Raw genomic sequence first — 21,324 nt, forward strand, 5'->3', positions numbered from 1 at the left:
CCCGAGCTGCGCCGGATCAGCCCGGCGAGAGTCGTTGGGCGAACATGACGAGGATGTCGCTCGGCCCGCGCACGTAGGTCAGTTTGTACACGTCCTCGTAGGTGGCGACGCCGCGCACGGGATGACACCCGTGCCGTGCCGCCACCTCGAGGGCCTCGTCGATGTCGTCGACCGAGAACGCCACCCGGTGCATCCCGATGTCGTTGGGCTGCGTGGGTGGCGTCTCGATGGCCTCGGGGTGGATGTACTCGAAGAGTTCGAGCCGCCCGTGACCGTCGGGGGTCTGCAGCATCGCCATCTTCACGTGGTTGCCGTCGAGCCCGACCGCCGTGTCGGCCCACTCCCCGCGGACCGTGTCCCGGCCGATGACGTCGAGACCGAGGTCGGTGAAGAAGGCGATCGCGGCGTCGAGGTCACGCACGGCGATGGCGACGTTCTCGAGTGTGATGGGCATGACGGCCACGCTAGTGGGCGCCGCTGCCGGATACGACTCGTCCGACGAACCTCATCTCGACCGATGGACTTCGATCGAGGTCTGGCTGTCGAGTCGAGGTCTGGCGGTCGCTTCGTCAGACGCGGTACTTGGTCAGCAGCTCCTGCGGGAGATGGCACGAGCTGTCCGGGAACCGTGCGAGCCGATCCTGGTGCTCGTCGGCACTTCTCACATAGTTCGTCAGCGGGAGCACCTCGACGGCGATGCGATGGGCGTCGGCCCGCGCGCCGAGGAGGGCGCGCGCCTGGTCGAGGTGCTCTGGCCGGTCGGAGTACACACCGGTGCGGTATTTTTCGCCGACGTCGGGACCCTGACGGTTCACGCTGTACGGATCGATGATCTCGAAGAGGTACGAGACCAACTGCTCGACGCTCACGACAGCCGGATCGAACCGGGTCCGCACGCATTCGGCGTAGCCGTCGTACTCACCGTCGAGGGTGTGGCTCGTGCCGTTGGCCCGGCCGGCCTCGGTGAAGGTCACCCCCGGCAGCGTCGCGACGAATGCCTGCACACCCCACAGGCAACCGCCCGCGAGGTAGAGCTCCTCGTTCGGCGGCACGGACGTCATCGCTTGTCTAGACGTTGAACCGGAACTCGACGACGTCACCGTCTTTCATGACGTAGTCCTTGCCCTCCATGCGCACCTTGCCGGCGGACTTGGCCGCGGCCATCGAGCCGGCGGCGTCGAGGTCGTCGAAGGAGACGATCTCGGCCTTGATGAAGCCCTTCTCGAAGTCGGTGTGGATGACCCCCGCCGCTTTGGGCGCGGTGTCGCCCTGGTGAATGGTCCAGGCACGGGATTCCTTGGGGCCGGCCGTGAGGTAGGTCTGCAGGCCCAAGGTGTGAAAACCGGCGCGCGCCAACGAGGTCAGGCCCGGCTCGTCCTGCCCGATCGAGTCGAGCAGCTCCTGGGCGTCCTCCTCGTCGAGTTCGAGGAGTTCGCTCTCGACCTTGGCGTCGAGGAACACCGCGTCGGCGGGTGCGACGGCGGCGCGCAGCTCCGCCTTGCGGGCGTCGTCGGTGAGCACACCCTCGTCGGAGTTGAAGACATAGAGGAACGGCTTCGCGGTCATCAGGTGCAGCTCGCGCACCGACGCCAGGTCGAACGAATCCTTCTGCGAGAACAGTGTTTTGCCGGTGTCGAGGATCTCCTGCGCCTTTTTGGCGGCAGCGAGGGTCTCGGCCAGGTCCTTGTTCTTGCGCGCGTCTTTCTCCAGACGCGGGATGGCCTTCTCGAGCGTCTGCATGTCGGCCAGGATCAGCTCGGTCTCGATGACCTCGATGTCGGCGAAGGGATCGACGCGACCGTCGACGTGGACGACGTCACCGTCGTCGAAGACCCGGACCACCTGGCAGATGGCGTCGGCTTCGCGGATGTTGGCGAGGAACTGGTTGCCCATGCCCTCACCTTCCGACGCACCCTTCACGATGCCGGCGATGTCGACGAAGGACACGGTGGCGGGCAGGATCCGCTCGCTGCCGAAGATCTCTGCGAGGCGGCCCAGGCGGCTGTCCGGCAGTTCGACCACGCCGACGTTCGGCTCGATCGTCGCGAACGGGTAGTTCGCCGCGAGGACGTCGTTACGGGTCAGGGCATTGAACAGGGTCGACTTACCGACGTTGGGCAGGCCGACGATTCCCAGGGTGAGACTCACGGGCGCCCAGTCTATCGGCAGGCTGCGCGACGCCCGGCGGGGCGTCGGTCCAAGGAGTCAGTCTCTGTCGAGCAAACCCTTCACCGGATTCGGGGGATCCTTCGGCGGGTCATCGTTCGGAACACCGACCTGGGTCGTGACCGGTGTGTTCGCGGGTGGTAACGACTCGCCGGCCCGCTCGGCGATCTGCTCGTTCAGGTAGCGGAGCACCACGGCGAGCGAGGCCACCGCGGGAACCGCGAGGAACGCGCCGGTGATGCCGAACAACGTGCCGCCCAGGGTCACCGACAGCAGCACGATTACCGCGTGCAGATCCATCGACTTCGACTGCAGCCACGGCTGGAGCACGTTCCCCTCGAGTTGCTGCACCGCGAGGATGATGCCCAGCACGATCAGGGCCGTGGTCAGACCGTTGGACACGAGTGCGATCAACACCGCGAGGGCGCCGGCGACGAAGGCACCCACGATCGGGATGAATCCGCCGAGGAAGGTGATGACCACCAACACAGACGCCAACGGGACGCCCAAGATGAACAGACCGAGACCGATCAGCGCGGCGTCGACGAAACTCACGATCGCCTGTGTGCGGATGAAACCGCCGAGGCTGTTCCACATGCGGGTCAGCACCTCACCGAGGTGGTTGCCCGAGGGCTTGCCGACGGTGCGGTCGAGCCACGGCACGAACTTCGGACCGTCCTTGAGGAAAAAGAACACGAGCACGAGCGAGGTGAACATCGTGATCAGGACGGACGTCGCCGTTCCGACGCCGCTGAACACACCCGCCGCGATGGTCGACGCGCTCGACTGCAGGCGATCGGTGATCGTGTTGACCATGTTGTCGAGTTGCTGGTCGTCGACGTTCAGCGGCGGACCCTGCACCCAGTCCTGCAAGCGCTCCACACCATCGGTGGCACGGCTCGCGAGCTCGGGTGCCTGGTCGACGACCGACGGGACGATCAGCCCGATCACACCGGCCAGCGCACCGAGCCCGATGAGCATCATCAGGAACGACGCCGCGGCGGCCGGGACGCCCTTGTTGCGCATCCACCGCACCGGCGGCCACAGGATCGTGCACGCGATGATGGCCAGGAGGACCGGCAAGAGGATCACCCAGAACTTGCCGAGCAACCAGAACAGCACCCACAGCGCGGCGGCCACCAACACGATCTGCGCGCCGACCGTCGCGCACGACCGCAGGCCGGTCATCATCACCTGGAGCCGGGTCGGATACGTCTTCTCACCGCCGCCGAGCACCGCATCGCCGCCGAGGACGGCGTCGGCACCGACCTTGGTGGTGTCTGGTCTTGCGTCGGCGGACGAGTCGTCCGCGCGCTGATCGTCCGAGCTGTCGGTCACCCGAGGATCCTCACACATCGGCATGACAATGCGACATCGACGCGGCGACGGTCGTACGAACATGTGGTCCGTCCGACGACATGATCAGCGGCGGCGGAATTTCCGTCCGAGGTAGCGAACCAGCGAGTTGATGGCCTCGAGTTCGGCGTCGACCTGGTTGAAGACGACCGGGGTGTCGTCGCGCCCGGCTGGCCCGGCGTCCGATCGCGGCGGGGGCTCGGCCGACGACGGAGCGCATCCGGCGGCCGGGGCGACCCGCTCGGCCCGCGCCGTGATGCCGAGCTCGGTTTCCTCGGCGCAGGCACGCCTGATCGTCTCCGGGCCGTAGAGGCCCATCATCATCTCCAGCCCCCACGCGGGGAGTCCGGACAGGGACTGGTCGTCGTGCCGACTTCTGCGGCGGCCATCGAACCGGGTGGTCATGGCGCCATGCTGCCACAGACATGTAACCCAGATCACACTTTTCGTCCGCTCAGTGGGATGCCGTCGCGATGTCCGATTCCCGCCAGACCGGGACGTCGACGGATGACACAGTGGACGGGTGAGCACAGGCACCGCAACAGAACCCGACACCGGGGGTTTCGCGCCGGACTTCGACCGGTGTTTTCGCGCAGTGCAGGCCCGCGACGCCCGCTTCGACGGTCAGTTCTTCGTGACGGTCCGCACCACCGGCATCTACTGCCGTCCGTCGTGTCCGGCACAGACCCCCCGGCCCGCCAACGTGGCGTTCGTCCTCACTGCGGCGGCCGCCCAGCAGCAGGGTTTCCGTGCTTGCCGACGCTGCGCGCCCGACGCCGTTCCGGGGTCCCCGCTGTGGAACATCAACGCCGACATGTCGGCTCGCGCGATGCGGCTCATCGCCGACGGCGTCGTCGAGCGCGAAGGGGTCGACGGACTCGCGGCGCGTCTGAGGTATTCACCCCGGCACCTCACCCGCGTGCTGACCCGGCATCTCGGAGCCGGGCCGCTCGCGCTCGCCCGAGCACATCGCGCCACCAACGCCCGCGTGCTCATCCAGTGCACGACGATGCCGATGACCGACGTCGCGTTCGCCGCCGGATTCGCCAGCGTGCGCCAGTTCAACGACACCGTCCGCGCGGTTTTCGGGCTCACCCCCACCGAGCTTCGACGCCTGCACAGCCGCAGAAAGGATGCGATCGGCACCGATTCCGCCCCGGGAAGCGTCACCCTGCGCCTGCCGTTCCGCGCGCCGTATCGCTGGCCATGGATGCGCTGGTTCCTGGACGCGCACGCCGTGGCCGGGGTCGAATCCGTCGTCGACGCCCCGGACAGTCCGCACGGCTGGCGTTACCGCCGGGTCCTCGCCCTACCCCACCGAACAGCGTCGGCGGAGGTGGAGCCGCAGGACGACCACGCCGTCGTCGCCCTCCACGGACTGGACATGCGTGACGTGGGGGTCGCGGTCAACCGGATCCGGCGTCTGCTCGACCTCGACGCCGACATCACCGCGGCCGAGGACGCACTGGCCGCCGACGCCACGATGCAGCGGCTGCTGCGCCGGGCGCCGGGCCTCCGTGCGCCCGGCAGCCTCGACCCGGCCGAGACGATCATCCGGACCATGCTCGGTCAGCAGGTGAGTCTCGCCGCCGCGCGCAACCAGGTGAACCGGCTCGTCGAGGCCCTCGGCGAACCGGTCGGCGACGCCTTCGCCACCCCGTCCGAGACGGCGACGACAGTCGACGGTCCGGCGTCGAAGTCCTTCCCGACGCCGGGTGTCATCGCCGCCCGTGGACACGAGGTCCTCCGCGGCCCGCGGCGGCGGATCGATGCCGTGATCGGCGTCGCGGCGGCACTCGCCGAAGGTCGGGTGGAACCGCATGTGGGGGTCGATGCGTCTGATCTTCGTGCCCAGCTTCTCGAGTTGCCCGGCATCGGCCCCTGGACCGCCGACATCGTCACGATGCGAGTCACCGGCGATCCCGACGTCCTGCTCACGAACGACCTCGTGGTCGTCCGGGCAGCCGCCGACCTCGGGATCGATCTGCGGGACACGCGGCACTGGGCACCGTGGCGCTCGTACGCGACCATGCACCTGTGGCGACACCGACTCGACGCCGCCGGACAGGCCGTGTGACGAGCAGTGAGCAGACTCCGATGACCGGCATCTCGTAGCGATCTCTCTTCCGATCACATCCCCAGCGATCCGCAAGGAGCGACAATGTCCGCACCGACCACCACCACCGCCGCCTCCGGGCCCGACACCCCTGAACCGGGGGGTGCCCAATCCATCGGTCACACGACGACAGTCGGCGGCTATGCCACCGTCACCACTCCCAACGGGGCGTTCACCGTAGTCGCCGATCCCGACCACCGGGTCCTGGCGTCGGGGTGGACCGACGATCCCGCCTACCTGATGGCGCTCGTCCACCGCGCGCTACGCCCGGAATCGGTCCAGCCATCGGCCGCGCTCGGCACCATCACCGACGCCGTGTCGGCGTACTACGACGGCGATCTCGCCGCGCCGTCGCGGATTCCGGTCGTCCAACGTTCCGGCGGGACCTTTCTCGGTCCGGCCTGGGACGCCCTGCGCCTGGTCGAGGCCGGGAACCCCGTCACCTACACCCGCTTCGCCGAACTGGCCGGTCAGCCGGCGGCGGTCCGGGCCGCGGCAGCCGCCTGCGCGCGAAACGCGGCTGCCCTGTTCGTGCCCTGCCACCGGGTGAAGCGCAGCGATGGAAGCCTCGGCGGATTCCGCTACGGCCTGCCCACCAAGCAGTGGCTGCTCGACTTCGAGGCCGGCGCGCGGAGCGGCCCGGACGAACGGAGCGGTTCCGACGACCGATAGTGCCCGTCGCCCGCGGTCCGGCCGAACTTGTCGGGGGTGTCCGACACCATCGACGACATGACTGCTGCCGCCCTCTCGCTCGTCGTCGGCCTCGCCCTGGGGATCGCCCTGGGCTGGTGGGCGCACGCCGCTCGCAGTGCCGCGACCGTGGCGGCGGCTCGCGCCGAGGTGGAGATGCTGCGCGCCGCGCGCGACGATGTCGCGTCCTCGTTGTCGTGGGCCACCGAGGACGCGGCACGCCGGCAGTCGTCGGCGATCGGCAGCTCGGTTGCGCACATCGTCGAGCCATTGCGCGCCAACCTCGCGCAGCTCGCCGACGAACTGCGCCGGGTCGAGAACAACCGGATCGGCGCGTACGCCGGACTGACCGAGCAGGTGCGCGGGATCCACTCGGCGTCGATCGCGCTCAACGACCAGACCCGCCAGCTCGCCAACGCGTTGCACAGCCCGCACGCCCGCGGCCGGTGGGGTGAGGTCCAGCTCGAGCGCGTGGTCGAGCTCGCCGGCATGACCAAGCATTGCGACTTCAGCACCCAGGTGTCGGTCACCGACCCCTCCGATCCGAACGGTTCGGGAAACGGCCGGGGTGCCACGACGCTGCGGCCGGACCTCGTCGTCCACCTCGCCGGCGGCCGCGACATCGTCGTGGACGCCAAGGTGCCCCTCGACGCCTACCTGCGGGCGGCCGAGGCCACCGACACGTCCGTTCGCGACAAACTCATCCGCGAACATGCTCGCGCCCTGCGCGCTCACATCGCACGACTGTCCGCGAAGTCCTACTGGTCCGCCTTCGACAACACACCGGAGATGGTGGTGCTGTTCGTGCCCGGCGACGTCGTCCTGGAAGCCGCCGCCCGCACCGACCCCGACCTCCTCGAGTTCGGCTTCGCACGCAACGTCGTCATCGCCACCCCGACCACCCTCATCGCGTTGCTACGGACCGTCGCACTGGGATGGCGTCACGATGCGATGGCTCGCGACGCCGCGGTCATCCACGATCTCGGTCTGCAGCTCCATCAGCGGCTCGCCGGGGTGCTCACTCACCTCGGCACCCTCGGCACGTCGCTGCAGCGCACGGTCGACGCCTACAACTCGACGATCGGTTCGGTGGACAGTCGCCTCGGCGTCACCGCACGCCGGTTGGCCGAGCTCGACGCCCTGGGCGATGTCCCGGACGCCCCACGACCACCGGTGATCCACGACACCTGCCGCCCGGCGGGGCCGACCGCCCGGCCTGGGACGGCGCCGGAGGCGGCATCGACGCCCCGGTCCGGGGTGAAACGATTTCTGTCGAGGACCCGGTACCGTGACCATGTGCCTTCCCCGCAACGTCTCCAAACCGCGGTACCACTGGACCAGCAGTCGGTACTGCCCGCGGTCCGCGGTGTGCCGTGGTGGGGCGCCGTTCTCCTGGCCACCGGGATCACGGGCCTCGGTGCGGCCATCGACGCCGGCAGCAACGATTCGCTGGGCTCGATCTACAAGTTCTGCTACCTCGTCGGATGTGTGATCGCCGCGCTGGCGGTGCGTCGTCGTGCCCTGTTCACCGCCGCCGCGCAGCCCCCGCTCATCGCCTTCTTCGTCAGCATCGTCACGCTGTACGGACTCAATTCCGAGCAGGCGTCGTCGGGACTGAAGAGCCTCGTCTTCAATGTCCTGCTCCCCATCGCGGCGGACTTCCCCTGGATGTTGACGACGTTCCTCGTGACCCTGGGGATCGTGCTCGCCCGGTGGTTCCTGACCCGCGAGGCCGCCGAGCCGGCGAAACGCCGGGCCCTGAGTCGCGACAAGGCGGGCCGGACGCCCCCGAGCAGGTCCGCGGCCGGGAGCGGCGACGCCGACCGGCCATCGGGCCGCGCGGCAACGCATCGTCGCGCCAAGGGGCCCGGCTCGTCCGGAACCGCCACCGAGGCCCCGTCGGCGTCTCCCGAGAAGAACCGATCGGCAGCGCAGTCTTCGCCCTCCTCGACCAAGGCCGCGCCGCGATCGCGACCGAAACCGCGTTCGACCGGAGCCTCGGACCGGCCGTCCGCGACGTCCCGCTCGGCGACGAAGGGATCGCGTACCGCATCGGGCGCGCCGAGACCTACTGTCGCCGACCTCGCGGCCCCCGACCTCACGCCGTCGGACGCCACGCCCGCGCCGCGACGCCCGGACATCCCGACGTACGAGTCGGCAACCGACATCCCCCCGGCCGGAGTCGCCGACACGCGGTCCTGAGCCTCAGCTCGCGACGTTGCGTTCCAGCCAACGCCCCAGCCGACGCGCTGCGGCGTCGACGAGCGCGGGCCACTCCATCGCACCCTCGTCCGCGTTGTCGGTGACCGCCTTGATCAGGCGGCAGGGCACGCCGAACTCAGCACTCACGTGGGCGACCGCGCACCCCTCCATGTCGACGAGGTGGGCATGCTGGGCGAGTTCGCGCCGACGAACCGGATCCGCGACGAAGGTGTCCCCGGACGCCAACACCGTTCCGTCGCCGCCGGGTAGCTCCCAGCGGTCGGTCATCTCATAACCCATCGCCCGTAATTCGGCGCTGCTGATGTCGTGCTCGAGCACGGCCGACGGGAGGAACAGACCCAACTCGGCGTCGCCGCTCACACCGTCGCGCAGGGCCCCCGCGGTACCGATGTTGATGACCTCGGAGACCGGCGCCCCGCCGGCGAGTTCCCGGCTCAGCGCCATCGTCGCGCGCACCTTGCCGATGCCCGTCACGAGCACCCGCATCCCGGGCGGCACATGTCTGGCCTCGGCCCGCGTCGCCGAGACGACGAGGACACCGGGTCGGGGCAGCGCGTTGTGAGTCACGCCGACGATTATGGCGTGTGTCAGCCGCGGGCGAGCGCGGCGGACGCCCGCGCCGCGCGGCCCAGCGACGAGCCGTATCCGGGTCCGTGGCCGGCCGCGTGCACAGCGAGCGGATGCAGTTGGTGGACGTCGACGCGGTCCTGCCAGCCGCGGACGAGCGGGTGCTCGTCTCGATAGCCGTCGAGGACCGCATCGAGGTGCGGGCACCCGAACAGTGCGAGCATCGCCAGATCGGTCTCCCGATGACCGCCGTGCGCGGCCGGGTCGATCATCACCACGCCCCGCGGAGTCCACATCACATTCCCGTTCCAGAGATCGCCGTGGATGCGTGCCGGCCCCTCGTCGTCGTCGAACACGCCGTCCGCGATCAGGACACATGCGTCGCGGACCGCGTCCTCGTCCTCGGTCGTGAGGTTCCCGGCCGCGCGTGCCGGGGCCAGATACGGTTCCACCCGTTCCCGGACATAGAACTCACCCCACGACCGGTATTCGACCGAGCTCAACTCTCGGCGACCGATGAACAGCTGACCGGAGAACGGTGTTCCGTCCGCATCGGCAGGCGGGGAACCGAACTGCGGGGCGCCCGCGTCGTGCATCCGAGCGAGCGCGGCCCCGAACTCCCGTGCCACTCCGGGCGATGGCCGACCGCGTTCGAGGCGTTCGAGTTCGATGGCGTCTTCGCTCACCGAGATCACCTGTACGACAGGCGCTCCCGACGCCGACAGCCAACGCAACCCGGCGGCTTCGGCCGCGAAGAAGTCGGGATGACCGCCCCGCGGGCCGCTCTCGCGCAGCGCCTTGGTGAAGACGGGACTCACCGGGAGGAATGCTCGTCGGTCGCCGTCGCCTCGAGACTCTTCGCACTCACTCGCGCGAGCCGGTCGAAACGATCGTTGGCGACTCGCATCGCGATCTCATACGGCAGTGCGAACTTTCGCGCCCACCAGTACCCGAACCGGATGTCGAACGAGGTGTAGACCATGAAGCGGTTCTTGCGAATCCCGGTCAGGATCGCCGCCGCCGCCACGTCGGGCGACACCGCGACCCTGTGAAATCCGTTGATGGCGGCCTTGACCCGCGGGTTCTCGCGGTCGATGCCGAGGATCTCCACGGAGTCGACCAGCGGCGTGTCCACCCCGCCGGGGCATACCAGGGACACCCCGATCCCGTGACGCCGCAGATCAAATCGAAGAACCTCCGACACGCCCCGCAGCCCGAACTTGCTGGCGCTGTATGCGGCGTGCCAGGGCAGCGCCAGCAGTCCGGCGGCCGAGGAGACGTTCACGATGTGTCCACCGCGCCCCCGTCGGATCATCTGCGGCACAAAGCTTTCGATGATGTGAATCGGCCCCATCAGGTTGACGTCGACCAGCTTCCGCCAGTGCCGGTGTTCGAGATTCTCCACCGTTCCCCACGCCGAGATCCCGGCGATGTTCATCACCACGTCCATGACGCCGACCTCGGCGTCGACCTGGCGGGCGAACCCGGCCACCCAGTCGAAGTCCGAGACGTCCCCGGCCACGTGGTAGAGGACCGTTCCGTCGGCCGCGGTGATGGCCGCGACGACCTCGTCGAGCTGATCCGCGTGCAGGTCGGTGAGCACCAGTTCGGCGCCCCGGGCGGCGGCGGCCTGGGCGGTGGCCCTGCCGATTCCGCTCGCCGCGCCGGTGATGAGGACCTTGCGGCCACGCAGCGACGGCACCGGGGTGTCCATGAACAGCAGCTCTCTGAAACCCATGACGCGAGGTTAGCCGTCCGCCGCGGCGGACCTCAGCCGATCGACGGATCGCCCACGCCGGATCGGGCCGCGCGCCGGCGACGTCAGCCGATCGGCAGCTTCCCGTCGAAGAGCGCGTAGACGATGGTCAGCATCGCCTTGAGCACTTGTGCGGACACGTCCTGGCCCTGGGTCATCAGCAGCCGCGCCACGGCTTCGGGGTCCTCGGTGGCGAGGAGCTGCTCGACGAAGGGGATGACCGAGGACAGTCCGCTGGCGTCGTCCGTCGGCACCGACGGCGCCGGGCCCGCTCCGGTGGCGGCGTTCCCGTTGACGTAGTTCAGGATGCCGTCGGTGATCGCCATGGCGTACTTGACCTGACCGTCCCGGCCGGCGAGCGCCTTGGCCTCACCGGGGTTGGCGAGGTTGCCCATCTCGATGAACACCGCCGGGACCTTGGTCAGGTTCACCGCGGCGATGTCGGGACGGGTCTGGATGCCGTCGCGGACGCCGGCATAGTTCGCCGACGGGAACCCGGCCTTGACGAAGGCGTCGCGCATGGTCGTCGAGGCCTTGCGTCCCTCGCCGGACTGCACGCGGTCGACGGTGGCATCCGGGACCGGCAGCGACGGCACGATCATGTGGAAGCCCTTCTTGGACTCGTCGGCTCCCCGCGCCGTCGAGTCGGCATGCAGGCTGACCGCGACCGCGGCGCCCGAGCGACTGGCCGCGGCGGCGCGTTCGTCCACACAACCGCCCCACCCGGTGTCGTCCGGCCTGCTCAGGACCACACGAGCCCCCTGACTCTCGAGGCCGGCCTTCACGAGTTGCCCGATCTGCCAGTTGACCGTGTGCTCCTTGGCGCCGTTCACACCGGTCGCGCCGCTGGTCTGGCAGTCCTTCTTGCCACCGCGCCCGTCCGGCACCTGTGCCCTGAGGTCGTGACCGGCAGCCGAGGCCTGGTGACCGGGGTCGAGGAAGATCGTCTTCCCCGCCAGTGCCGTCCCGCGGGCGGGGGCCGCTTCGGCGGGCGCCGCGACCACGTTCGAGGCGACCGCCATCGACGTGGCGGCCACCATGGCGAAGCCGATCGTGGCGAGGCGTTGTGCTGTCGTCTTTCGGAACATTGCGCTGTCGAGGCCGCGACGCGCCGAAGCGCTGGTCACTTGCCTCACTCCCTCCCGTTGAGTACCACTGGTCACACTGGTCACAGACATAACAGTGAAACAAACGAACGCGGGATTCCGAAATGGTCGTCCTGGGACAACGGCATTTCGTTAGTGAGCTGTGACCTCTCGAACGGCGTGTCGAGCGCGTCGCGGGTCAGTCCGCCAGGTGCCGCAGGATTCCGAGGATGCCGTTCTCGTCCGCAGCGTCCTCCGGTCGGGCGACGGCGGCCTCCAGCTCGGCGCGCACGGCCGCCTCGTCGAGACCGCGCCCGATCGCGACGAGTTCGGTGGCCGGACGCCGCCCTTCCCAGGATTCGCGCATCACGCGCACGAAGCCGCCGACTCCGTGCACGACGAACCGCTGCCGATGCCTCGGTACGTCGAAATGGACGAGTCCCTTGATCCGGAAACAGCCACTGGGCGGACGTTCGAGAAATCGCGCCAGGCGCCGCGGATCCATCGGCCGGTCGCTGGAGAACGACACCGACTCGTACTCCGCGTGCAGATGCTGGTGATCGGCGTGACCTGCGTCGTCCAGAAGCAACTCGTCGAAAGCCATCTGGCCGGACCGAGCCTGCGCGACGTCGCGCTGAACGACATCGAACAGCAGCGCCGGATCGATCGCGGCATTCCGGGTCGCCACCCGCGGTGCGGTCGCATTGAGTTGTGCGACAAGCTCTTCGACGACGCGCCGGGACTCATCCGGGATCAGGTCGACCTTGTTGACGAGCACGAGGTCGGCGATCGCGACGTGCGAGTCCAGCTCCGGATGCGTACCGCGCACCTCCTCGACGTGCGCGGCGTCGACCACGTAGACCAGTCCGCCGTAGCGGAGTCGTGCGTCCGCCACCGACGTCACCATCCGGATGAGCGCTTTGGGTTCGGCGATCCCGCTCGCCTCGATCACGATGGCGTCGATCCCCGCGCTCGGACGAACCAGCGAGGTGAGTGCGTCCGCGAGGCCGTCGGCGTCGACGGTGCAGCACATGCACCCGTTCCCGAGGCTCACCGTGCCGTCCGCCTGCGCCGAGACGAGCAGCGCGTCGATGTTCACCTTGCCGAAGTCGTTGACCAGCACGCCCAGCCGGGTGCCGGTGCGCCCGGCAGACCGCAACAGATGATTGAGCAGTGTCGTCTTTCCCGAACCCAGATACCCGGCCACCACGACGACCGGAACCGGACCGCGGCGATCGGGGTCTTCGCAGCGCTCATCACCGGCGGTCGGGTTCCAGACAGTCCGCACAGATCACGGCGAGGTCGCGGCCGTCCCGATCGGGGTGATTGGCGACATTGCTCGTCGGACGACGGCATTCGACGCAGCGGCCGAGCACCTCCGCGTGGTCGGAGAACTCCACGCCCATGCGGTCGTCGAAGACGTAGAGCGAACCCTGCCAGAGCCCGTCGTCGCCGTACCGCTCGCCGTAACGCACGATGCCACCGTCGAGTTGGTAGACCTCGGCGAACCCGCGGTTCCGCATCACCGTGCTGAGGACCTCGCAGCGCACGCCGCCCGTGCAGTACGTGACGATCGGCCGGTCTTTGAGGTGATCGAACGCGCCGCTCTCGATCAACGGCACGAAGTCCCGGGTGGTGCGCGCCTTGGTCGTGACCGCGCCGGCGAATCGTCCGACCTCTGCCTCGATCTCGTTGCGCCCGTCGAAGAAGACCACGTCGTCGCCGCGGGCGTCCACGAGCTCGTGCACCTGCTCCGGACTCAGCCGGGTTCCGGTGCCGACGACCCCGTTCTCGTCGACCTCGATCTCGTCCGGAACCCCGAAGGTCACGATCTCGGGCCGGACGCGCACGCTCAACCGCGGGAAGTCCCGGCCCGTGCCGTCGGACCATTTGATGTCCGCCCCCGCGAACCCGGGGTACGCGCGGGTCGTCCTGACGTAGCGTTTGACCGCGGCGATGTCGCCACCGACGGTGCTGTTGATCCCGTGGCGTGACACGATGATCCTGCCCCGGACCCCGAGCGACTCGCACACCGCCAGCTGCCACAACCGGATGGCCTCGGGATCGGGCAGCGGAACGAAGACGTAGAACAAGACGATCTTGGGGGTCGGCACAGTGCAAGGGTACGGAAATCGGCGACCCCGCCCCGAATCCACATCACGGTCCCGCGACCGCCGATTTCTGCGCGTGATCTGCGCAACCGCGGCAATCGGGACACTGACCGTTTCGGTCGCACTCGCCGGATGCTCCCTGCCGTCGGACTCCGGCCCGTCCCGAATCGTCATTCCGCCCACCGACGAGTTGTCGACGGTGACCGAAATCGAGTCCTCGTCGACGACATCGACCACTGGCGAGGACTCGGCACGGAATCTGCCCGACTGGACAATCGGGCGAGTCGTCGCAATGGCACCACGCGTCGACAACTCGCGTTTCCACCAGGGCTCGGTGACGGCGGATTCGCCGCTGCAGGACTCGTCCGGTTTCCATTTCTCGACGCCGGATCGGGCGGTGAATTGCTCGACCGGTACCAACGGTTCGTCGGCCCTCGCCTGTCGGATCGATGAGGATGCGGACGACGATTCCTCGGCGGAACGCCCGTCGTCCGACTCGGGCGCCTGCGACTGGGCCCGGGATTACGCCGTCCTGGGACCGGATGGACCGCAGCGCGGTGCGTGCGCCAATCGATATCCCGTTCTGTATCGCAGTTCGATTGTCGACTTCGGTCGCACAATTTCGATATCACGATTTTCTTGTCTCGTTGAGACCGTCGGTATGTTCTGTCTCGAATCGCGTTCTCAATCAGGATTCGCAATCACCCCGAACGGTTACCAAACCATCTATGCAGCAGATCGGGCGCCCGAAGCGTTGGTGAGCGTGTCGCCCGAGGAATCGGACGAATCGTCCCGGCGGACGACCGGGGCTGTGCCCACGAGCTAGACCACACCTACTTCGAACCGGTCCGCCACTGCGCGTAACCCGCCGTCGAGACCAGCATGGATCCGACTTGTCAACAAACGGACGTGTCTCGACTTCCCTAACGCTATTCAATGATTTATGGTCTAGGCGGGGGTTCTCAGCAAGTACTCATGGTTTGAGTCTAAGCTGTGCACAGTTGGAATAGATCAAAACGGGGGGACGCAGGTTTTCGGGCCTTGCACGTCCGTCTTGGTCGGATGACACAATTCGAGGGGACAAGCAATTCATGGCGAAAAAGGAAATCGTTCAGGTCATCGACGATCTCGACGGTAAGGTGCTGGATCAGTACGAAACCGTCCGGTGGTCACTCGACGGAAAGAACTACGAGTTCGACACTTCGTCGAAGCACGCGCAGCAATTCCGCGATTCGCTGTCGAAGTACCTCGACATCTCCCGCCAGACCGGTCGCGTGACCAAGCGCACCGCAACGGCGTCGACTGCGACCGGGGGCGGACGCAACAAGGAGACCACCAAGGCGATTCGCGAGTGGGCCATCCGCGAAGGTTACGAACTGAGTGATCGCGGTCGCATCCCGCAGAGCATCATCGAGGCCTTCGAAGCCGCACACTGATCGGTCAGACCTGACCGTCATCACACATGAGACCTGTTGCCCGGCCGCCTTTCGCGTGCCGGGCAACAGGCGTTGAAAGGGCTGTTCGCCGATGAGGCCCCTGACCCCGCTGTCGGCTCCGGTGGACCCGATTCGCGCACTCGAGCGCATCTCGTGGCTGCTCGAGCGTCGCCGGGAGAGCACGTACCGCGTGGAGGCCTTCCGCCGCGCCGGGCAGGCGGCCGCCGGACTCGACCCGTCCGAGCTACACGCACGGGCTGTCGCCGGCACTCTCACCGCGATCAAGGGAATAGGCAAGACCACCGCGGCGGTCATCGCCGAGGCCGCCGACGGTGAGCTACCGGGGTACCTCGCACGTTTGCAGGGCGAAGATCCACCCCTCGCCCCCGACGGCGCCGAGGGCCTCGTCGAGGCCGTGGTCGGCGACCTGCACGCCCACACCGACTGGAGCGACGGCGGCGCGCCCATCGACGAGATGGCCGCGGCTGCGGAGGCCTCCGGCCACGACTGGCTCGCGATCACCGACCACTCGCCGCGCCTCACGGTCGCGAACGGACTGAGCGCGGAACGGCTCGCCGCCCAGATCGAGGCGATCGACAACTGGAACACCGGTCACAGCAGCCACTTTCGTCTCTTCCGTGGAATCGAGATCGACATCCTCGACGACGGCACGCTCGATCAGACCGACGAGATGGTCTCCCGGCTCGACGTCGTGACCGCGTCCGTGCACTCCAATCTGCGCATGGCGCACGACGCCATGACCGACCGGCTCATCGCCGCGGTCTCTGATCCACGGGTGCACGTCCTCGGCCACTGCACCGGCCGGCGAGTGCTGAGCGGGCGCGGCCACCGCCCGCCCTCGACCTTCGACGCCGAGGCCGTGTTCGCCGCCTGCGCGGCCCACGACACCATCGTGGAGATCAACTCCCGTCCGGAGCGGGTCGACCCGCCCGACGAACTGATCGAGATCGCCGACGACGCAGGCTGCCTGTTCGCGATCGACTCCGACGCCCACGCACCCGGGCAACTCGACTTCAAGATCCTCGGCGCGCGGCGGGCCGTCGACCACGGCATCGACCCCGACCGGATCGTCACGACATGGTCGTCGGACCGGTTGTCGGAGTGGCTCGCCCGCTGAGCTGTCCCGGTGGGGCCCGAGCGGTCCAGAACGCTGTCAGCTCAGGGCGTCGACCCGGTCTCGGATCACCGGCAGCACGCCTTCGGCGAACCAGTGCGCTTCCTCGATGTGCGGATAGCCCGACAGGATGAAGTGGGAGAAGCCCTCGGATTCGTACTCGCCGATCAGCGCCGCGACCTCGTCGTAGCTGCCGACGAGCGCGGTGCCGGCTCCCCCACGGATGAGCCCGACCCCCGCCCACAAGCCGGGATGGATCTCGAGCGCATCGCGACGTCCGCCGTGGAGTTCGGCCATCCGACGCTGACCGGTCGAGTCCGAGACCGAGTGCAGGGCGAACGCGGTCTCGATCTCGTCGTCGGAGATCCCCTGCAGCAGTGTGTCGGCGACCCGCCACGCCTCCTCGGAGGTCTCGCGGGCGATGACATGCAGCCGCACACCGTATTCGAGTGACCGGCCGACCGTCTCGGCGCGTCGCGCCACCTCCGCGATCTTCTCTCCGGCCACCGCCGGCGGCTCGCCCCACGTGAGGTAGACCTGGGCACGCGAGGCCGCAACGGTCAGTGCCGGGTCCGACGACCCGCCGAAGTAGATCCGCGGTGGATCGGTCGGCGGATCCGCGAGGAACGCCCCGGCGATCCGGTAGAACTCTCCGTCGAAGTCGACGGTCTCACCGGACCAGAGCCGGTCGACGATCTGCACGAACTCGTCGGTGCGCGCGTAACGGCGGTCGTGGTCGACCCAGTCACCGAACCGGCGTTGCTCGACCTCGTCACCGCCGGTCACGATGTTGACCGCGATCCGTCCACCCGAGAATCGCTGGAGCGTCGCCGCCTGCTGTGCGGCCAGGGTCGGCGAGATCAGCCCGGGGCGGAATGCGACGAGGAAAGTCAACTGCTCGGTGTGGGTGATCGCGGCGGCCGTGGTCAGCCACGCGTCCTCGCACCAGGTTCCGGTCGGGGTCAGGACACTCTCGTAGCCGAGCCGATCGGCGGTGCGTGCGACATCGATCAGGTACGGCAGGTCTGGCGCACGGTAACCCGGAGGGTGTCGTTTCGTCGCCGATGCATGTGAGGCTCCGACGATCCCGCGGCTGTCACCGGCGGTCGGCAGAAACCAGTGGAAATGGCTCATGGGCGTGTTCCCTTCTCGCACCACTAGGACTGGGGCGTGCCGAACAGCGGTGCCAGGGCCTCGTCGTAGCGGTTGTCGACGAACTTCGCGAAGTCGACCTGCCCTTGGAGTTGCCCGGAGTCGGCGAAGGCATCGGCGAGCTCCTGCTCCGACGCCACGACGCTGTCGTCGAGTGCGATAGCGGGTCGGAGGCTGCGGCCCTGGGCGATCGCGCCGGCCCGCGGATCGATCCCGACCTCGGCGGAGTACTGCTCGGCCCAGGTGTCCGGGTTGGCCTTGGCCCAGTTGGCGGCCCGCGCGATCCCGAGCGCCAGTTCCCGTACCGCGGTGTTGCGACGCGGATCGGCCAGTGCCTCGTCGCCCGCGATCCCGAAACCGTAACCGTTCGAGACGCCTTCGGCCGTGACGAGCGTCTTCGGGTTGTTCTCGAGCTGGACGATCGCGGTGTACGGGTCCCAGATCGCCCATGCGTCGACGTTGCCGGAGGTGAACGCGGACAACGCATCCGCGGGCTGCAGGAAGACCGGCTCGACGTCCTTGCCGGGCCCCAGGGTCAGATTCACCTTGTTCAGTTGCAGCAGCAGATGTCCGTGGGCCGAGCTGCCCTTCGCCACGGCGACCTTCTTGGCCTTGAGGTCGGCGACCGAGGCCAGTGTCGACGTTCCCGGGATCAGGATCGCGTCGCCGCTGGCGTTGTTCGCGTACCCGGTGACGATCTTGACCTTCGCGTTCGCCGCGGCGCCGAAGATGGGCGGCGTGTTCCCGGTGACCGCGAAGTCGATCTTGCCTGCGGTGGCGGCCTCGATCTGCGGCGGGCCGGAGGTGAAGGTGGAGAATTCGATGGTGAACGGGAGCTTCTCGAGTTCGCCCGAGGCGCGCAGTAGGGCTTCGGTGCCGCCCTTCTGGTCTCCGACTCGGAGGGTCAGGTCCTGCAGTGAGGCGACGTCGACCGTCTCGTTCGCGATCGATTCGGCGGTGTCCTCCCGCTGCACACAGCCCGCGAGGCTCAGGGTCATGGCGGCGGTGGCCAGCACGGCGGCGAGCACGCGGCGCCGTCGGGGCCGGGATGCGCGCACGGAAAGATGGTGGTGTGTCATCGAGATCGGCTTTCGGTCAGGGAACGGGAGGGTCAGCGCGCCGGATCGGCGACGCCGAGTGCGGTCAGCATTTCGGCTCGCAGGCGCGGGATCTCGGAGTCGAGATCATCGACGTCGCCGGCCTGACGTGGACGGGGCACGGTGAGGTCTTCGACGATCTCGCCACCGGCCAGGACGACGACGCGGTCGGCCAGCCGCAACGCCTCGTCGACGTCGTGGGTGACGAGGAGTGCACCGAACCCGTTGTCGCGCCACAGCGAGATGAGCAGTTCGTGCATCGTGCGCCGAGTGAGGGCGTCGAGTGCGCCGAACGGCTCGTCGAGCAGCAGCAGTTGCGGACGGGCCACGAGCGCACGGGCGAGCGAGACCCGTTGCGCCTGACCACCCGAGAGTTGCGCGGGCCACGCAGCCGTCTTGTCGCTCAGGCCGACCTCGTCGAGGGTGCGGCGCGCGCGTTCGCGGGCCTGTGACTTGCCGACCTTCTCGCGCACGAGGCCGAAGGCGACGTTCTGTAAGACGGTGCGCCAGGGGAAGAGTCGCGGTTCCTGGAAGGACACCGCCGGGTGACCGGCGGTCCGGACGCTACCCGACTCGGTCTGCGACAGGCCCGCCAGCAGGCGAAGCAGCGTCGACTTGCCGCTGCCGCTGCGTCCGATGAGCGCGACGATCTCGTGCGCCCCGACCCGTAGGGTCACGTCCCGCAACACGAGATTGTCCCCGTAGCTCAGGCTCGCGTTCTCGACTTCCGCGGCGTATCCGGCGGGGTCGACCAGGTCGTCGGCGGACGGGACCTCGAGATCGCGGGTGGCGATGGCGGTCATGGTAGGGCCTCCTGGACTCGGGATGTGCGGGTTGGGGGCGTCACCGGTTCTGGTATCGGGTCGTGTAGCGCTCCAGCGCACGCACGATGGCGTCGGTGATCAAACCCAGTGCGGCGTAGACGATAAGGCCGAAGAAGATGATGTCGGTGCGCAGGAAGTCGCGCGCGTTGTTGATCAGGTATCCCAGCCCGGACGTGGCCGCGATCTGCTCGGCGACGATGAGGCTGAGCCATGCGATCGCCAGGGCCTGGCGCAGACCGACCAGGATCTGCGGCATGGCACCCGGGATGATGAGATCGCGGATGGTGGTCAGCCGCGAGAAGCCCAGCACGCGAGCGGTTTCCACCAGGCGGCCGTCGATCTGGCGAATCGCGGCGGAGGTGTTCAGGTAGAGGGGGAACAGCGCGCCGAGGGACACGAGCAGCACCTTGGGCATCTCGCCGATGCCGAACCACAGGATGAACAACGGGATCAGACCGAAGAGCGGAAGTGCGCGTATAGCCTGCATGTTCGGGTCGATGGCCGAGTCGGCGAACTTGCTCAGGCCGACCAGCAGGCCCAGACCGATCCCAACCGCGACGCCGATCGTCAGTCCGATCGCGACCCGCTGCGCCGACGCCGCGATGGCGTCGAGGAGTTGTCCGTTGTTCAGGACCTCCCACCCGGCCTCGGCGATCAGCGACGGTGCGGGCAGCTTGTCCTGCGGGATGATCCCCAGTGCGCTGCCCACCTGCCAGAGCACGAGAACGGCGATGGGTGACAGCGCGCGCAGGATGGTGTGCAGCCGGGACGACCGGCCCGCCTTGGCCGATGGGGAGTCGGACGACCCCGGGTCCACCGCCCGCGGATCGCCGGGCGCGCTGATACTGAGTGTTCGGTCGGCCACGTGCGGCAACGTTACGAATCGGGAAACACTCGCGACACCGTTGAGTTCAGCGTGAGCACAAGTAGGCCACCCGCCCAGCGTTCGCGTAACGGCGAGCGGTCAGCCCCGGTCGATACCGTTCGGTGCGTCAGCTCCGTTTGATGACGATGCCGGTCATCCCCGACGCCGACCCCGTCAGCTCGATCACCGGTCCGCCCGGACGCGTCGGTGCGCCGGCCTTGTCCTTCACCTTCGACCATCCGGAGAGTTGGAGGTCGCCGTACCTTATCTCCTGATCGGGGCCGATCCGGAGCTTCACCGTGGTGATGGAGACCTGCAGCTGCAGGATCGTCGACGGCCCGGGGAACGTCGCATGGGTGAAGTCCATGTCGACGGTGCCCATGCTGCCGGTGACCAGCGTCGACGGCGGAACATGCCACGTGCCCTTGCGTCGAACCGTCTCCCACTCGGCCGCGAGGTGCACGGGCCCGGCCGAAGGGACGGCGACGGCCGGGGTCGCGGCTACGGCCTGGCCCGGCTCGTTGAACAGGCGACCGGCGTTCGGCAGGTGTTCCAGGACGGCTCGCAGGTCTGCGCGGGTCTTGGCGGCGTACACCAGACCGGACCGGTCCTCGAACTCCGCGATCTCCAGATATCCGGACGAGAAGGCGTCGTTGAGAAGAGTCACGGCCCGTTCGCGTTCCGGGTTTCCGACCCGTAGATCGTCGTCGGGGAGGCGGTCGACCATACCTGCCACCTTATGGCA

General features: G+C 68.3%; 22 protein-coding genes and 1 pseudogene. 7 read left to right on the forward strand and 16 right to left on the reverse strand.

Going from position 1 to position 21,324, the window contains the following annotated elements:
* Positions 1 to 16: 16 nt before the first annotated feature.
* The 5 genes from MVF96_RS16850 to MVF96_RS16870 all read right to left on the reverse strand — a co-directional run bounded on the left by MVF96_RS16850 (position 17) and on the right by MVF96_RS16870 (position 3,927).
* The gene (locus tag MVF96_RS16850; RefSeq protein WP_068971861.1) at positions 17 to 454 is read right to left on the reverse strand and encodes a VOC family protein; all 438 of its coding nucleotides are present in this window, start codon (positions 452 to 454) and stop codon (positions 17 to 19) included.
* A gap of 115 nt (positions 455 to 569) precedes the next feature.
* The gene (locus tag MVF96_RS16855) at positions 570 to 1,061 is read right to left on the reverse strand and encodes a peptide-methionine (S)-S-oxide reductase (protein WP_247449779.1); all 492 of its coding nucleotides are present in this window, start codon (positions 1,059 to 1,061) and stop codon (positions 570 to 572) included.
* 7 nt (positions 1,062 to 1,068) lie between these two features.
* Positions 1,069 to 2,148, reverse strand: coding sequence for a redox-regulated ATPase YchF (ychF, locus tag MVF96_RS16860; RefSeq protein WP_065631064.1), 1,080 nt, complete (start codon positions 2,146 to 2,148; stop codon positions 1,069 to 1,071).
* Between the two features lie 57 nt (positions 2,149 to 2,205).
* Positions 2,206 to 3,504, reverse strand: a complete 1,299-nt coding sequence (locus tag MVF96_RS16865) for an AI-2E family transporter (RefSeq protein ID WP_247449780.1) — start codon at positions 3,502 to 3,504, stop codon at positions 2,206 to 2,208.
* Positions 3,505 to 3,588: 84 nt separating this feature from the next.
* Entirely contained in the window at positions 3,589 to 3,927 is a 339-nt protein-coding gene (locus MVF96_RS16870) for a hypothetical protein (protein ID WP_223258998.1), read from the reverse strand.
* 118 nt (positions 3,928 to 4,045) lie between these two features.
* Between MVF96_RS16870 and MVF96_RS16875 the strand changes: the two genes are divergently transcribed.
* The 4 genes and pseudogenes from MVF96_RS16875 (at position 4,046) to MVF96_RS16890 (ending at position 8,530) form a co-directional block, all read left to right on the forward strand.
* Entirely contained in the window at positions 4,046 to 5,599 is a 1,554-nt protein-coding gene (locus tag MVF96_RS16875; protein WP_247449782.1) for a DNA-3-methyladenine glycosylase 2 family protein, read from the forward strand.
* 84 nt (positions 5,600 to 5,683) lie between these two features.
* Complete coding sequence (locus tag MVF96_RS16880; RefSeq protein WP_247449784.1) at positions 5,684 to 6,310, forward strand: methylated-DNA--[protein]-cysteine S-methyltransferase; 627 nt, start codon at positions 5,684 to 5,686, stop codon at positions 6,308 to 6,310.
* A 57-nt stretch (positions 6,311 to 6,367) separates the two neighbouring features.
* Positions 6,368 to 7,620, forward strand: a pseudogene (locus tag MVF96_RS16885) (DNA recombination protein RmuC).
* Positions 7,621 to 7,696: 76 nt separating this feature from the next.
* Positions 7,697 to 8,530 carry a DUF6542 domain-containing protein gene (locus tag MVF96_RS16890; protein ID WP_336287431.1) on the forward strand — a complete coding sequence of 278 codons (834 nt, stop codon included), beginning with the start codon at positions 7,697 to 7,699 and terminating at the stop codon, positions 8,528 to 8,530.
* A 3-nt stretch (positions 8,531 to 8,533) separates the two neighbouring features.
* Here the strand turns inward: MVF96_RS16890 and MVF96_RS16895 are convergent, their stop codons facing one another.
* From MVF96_RS16895 to trhO, 6 genes are all read right to left on the reverse strand, one after another.
* Positions 8,534 to 9,118, reverse strand: a complete 585-nt coding sequence (locus tag MVF96_RS16895) for a nucleosidase (protein WP_247449787.1) — start codon at positions 9,116 to 9,118, stop codon at positions 8,534 to 8,536.
* A gap of 20 nt (positions 9,119 to 9,138) precedes the next feature.
* Complete coding sequence (locus MVF96_RS16900) at positions 9,139 to 9,936, reverse strand: fructosamine kinase family protein (RefSeq protein ID WP_247449788.1); 798 nt, start codon at positions 9,934 to 9,936, stop codon at positions 9,139 to 9,141.
* Positions 9,933 to 10,856, reverse strand: a complete 924-nt coding sequence (locus tag MVF96_RS16905; protein WP_247449789.1) for an SDR family oxidoreductase — start codon at positions 10,854 to 10,856, stop codon at positions 9,933 to 9,935. Before MVF96_RS16905 ends, MVF96_RS16900 begins: the two co-directional genes overlap by 4 nt.
* 83 nt (positions 10,857 to 10,939) lie before the next feature.
* Entirely contained in the window at positions 10,940 to 11,962 is a 1,023-nt protein-coding gene (locus MVF96_RS16910; RefSeq protein WP_159371959.1) for an N-acetylmuramoyl-L-alanine amidase, read from the reverse strand.
* A 196-nt stretch (positions 11,963 to 12,158) separates the two neighbouring features.
* Positions 12,159 to 13,166 carry a CobW family GTP-binding protein gene (locus tag MVF96_RS16915; RefSeq protein WP_247449790.1) on the reverse strand — a complete coding sequence of 336 codons (1,008 nt, stop codon included), beginning with the start codon at positions 13,164 to 13,166 and terminating at the stop codon, positions 12,159 to 12,161.
* Positions 13,167 to 13,215: 49 nt separating this feature from the next.
* Complete coding sequence (gene trhO / locus MVF96_RS16920) at positions 13,216 to 14,073, reverse strand: oxygen-dependent tRNA uridine(34) hydroxylase TrhO (RefSeq protein WP_159371222.1); 858 nt, start codon at positions 14,071 to 14,073, stop codon at positions 13,216 to 13,218.
* Position 14,074: 1 nt separating this feature from the next.
* Between trhO and MVF96_RS16925 the strand changes: the two genes are divergently transcribed.
* The 3 genes from MVF96_RS16925 (at position 14,075) to MVF96_RS16935 (ending at position 16,644) form a co-directional block, all read left to right on the forward strand.
* Positions 14,075 to 14,896 carry a hypothetical protein gene (locus MVF96_RS16925; protein WP_374612551.1) on the forward strand — a complete coding sequence of 274 codons (822 nt, stop codon included), beginning with the start codon at positions 14,075 to 14,077 and terminating at the stop codon, positions 14,894 to 14,896.
* 265 nt (positions 14,897 to 15,161) lie between these two features.
* On the forward strand, positions 15,162 to 15,506 hold the full coding sequence (locus MVF96_RS16930; RefSeq protein ID WP_058252466.1) for a histone-like nucleoid-structuring protein Lsr2: 345 nt from the start codon (positions 15,162 to 15,164) through the stop codon (positions 15,504 to 15,506).
* Between the two features lie 91 nt (positions 15,507 to 15,597).
* Positions 15,598 to 16,644: a PHP domain-containing protein gene (locus MVF96_RS16935; protein ID WP_058252465.1), complete on the forward strand. Its 1,047-nt coding sequence runs from the start codon at positions 15,598 to 15,600 to the stop codon at positions 16,642 to 16,644.
* A gap of 36 nt (positions 16,645 to 16,680) precedes the next feature.
* Here the strand turns inward: MVF96_RS16935 and MVF96_RS16940 are convergent, their stop codons facing one another.
* From MVF96_RS16940 to MVF96_RS16960, 5 genes are all read right to left on the reverse strand, one after another.
* Positions 16,681 to 17,775 carry an LLM class flavin-dependent oxidoreductase gene (locus tag MVF96_RS16940; RefSeq protein WP_058252554.1) on the reverse strand — a complete coding sequence of 365 codons (1,095 nt, stop codon included), beginning with the start codon at positions 17,773 to 17,775 and terminating at the stop codon, positions 16,681 to 16,683.
* 23 nt (positions 17,776 to 17,798) lie between these two features.
* On the reverse strand, positions 17,799 to 18,872 hold the full coding sequence (locus MVF96_RS16945; RefSeq protein WP_247449791.1) for an ABC transporter substrate-binding protein: 1,074 nt from the start codon (positions 18,870 to 18,872) through the stop codon (positions 17,799 to 17,801).
* A gap of 32 nt (positions 18,873 to 18,904) precedes the next feature.
* On the reverse strand, positions 18,905 to 19,693 hold the full coding sequence (locus MVF96_RS16950; RefSeq protein WP_247449793.1) for an ABC transporter ATP-binding protein: 789 nt from the start codon (positions 19,691 to 19,693) through the stop codon (positions 18,905 to 18,907).
* A 40-nt stretch (positions 19,694 to 19,733) separates the two neighbouring features.
* Positions 19,734 to 20,579, reverse strand: coding sequence for an ABC transporter permease (locus MVF96_RS16955; protein ID WP_058252462.1), 846 nt, complete (start codon positions 20,577 to 20,579; stop codon positions 19,734 to 19,736).
* Positions 20,580 to 20,706: 127 nt separating this feature from the next.
* On the reverse strand, positions 20,707 to 21,306 hold the full coding sequence (locus MVF96_RS16960) for a DUF1707 SHOCT-like domain-containing protein (RefSeq protein ID WP_058252553.1): 600 nt from the start codon (positions 21,304 to 21,306) through the stop codon (positions 20,707 to 20,709).
* Between the last annotated feature and the right edge of the window lie 18 nt (positions 21,307 to 21,324).

The sequence above is a fragment of the Gordonia hongkongensis genome (genome assembly GCF_023078355.1).
Lineage (GTDB): Bacteria > Actinomycetota > Actinomycetes > Mycobacteriales > Mycobacteriaceae > Gordonia > Gordonia hongkongensis.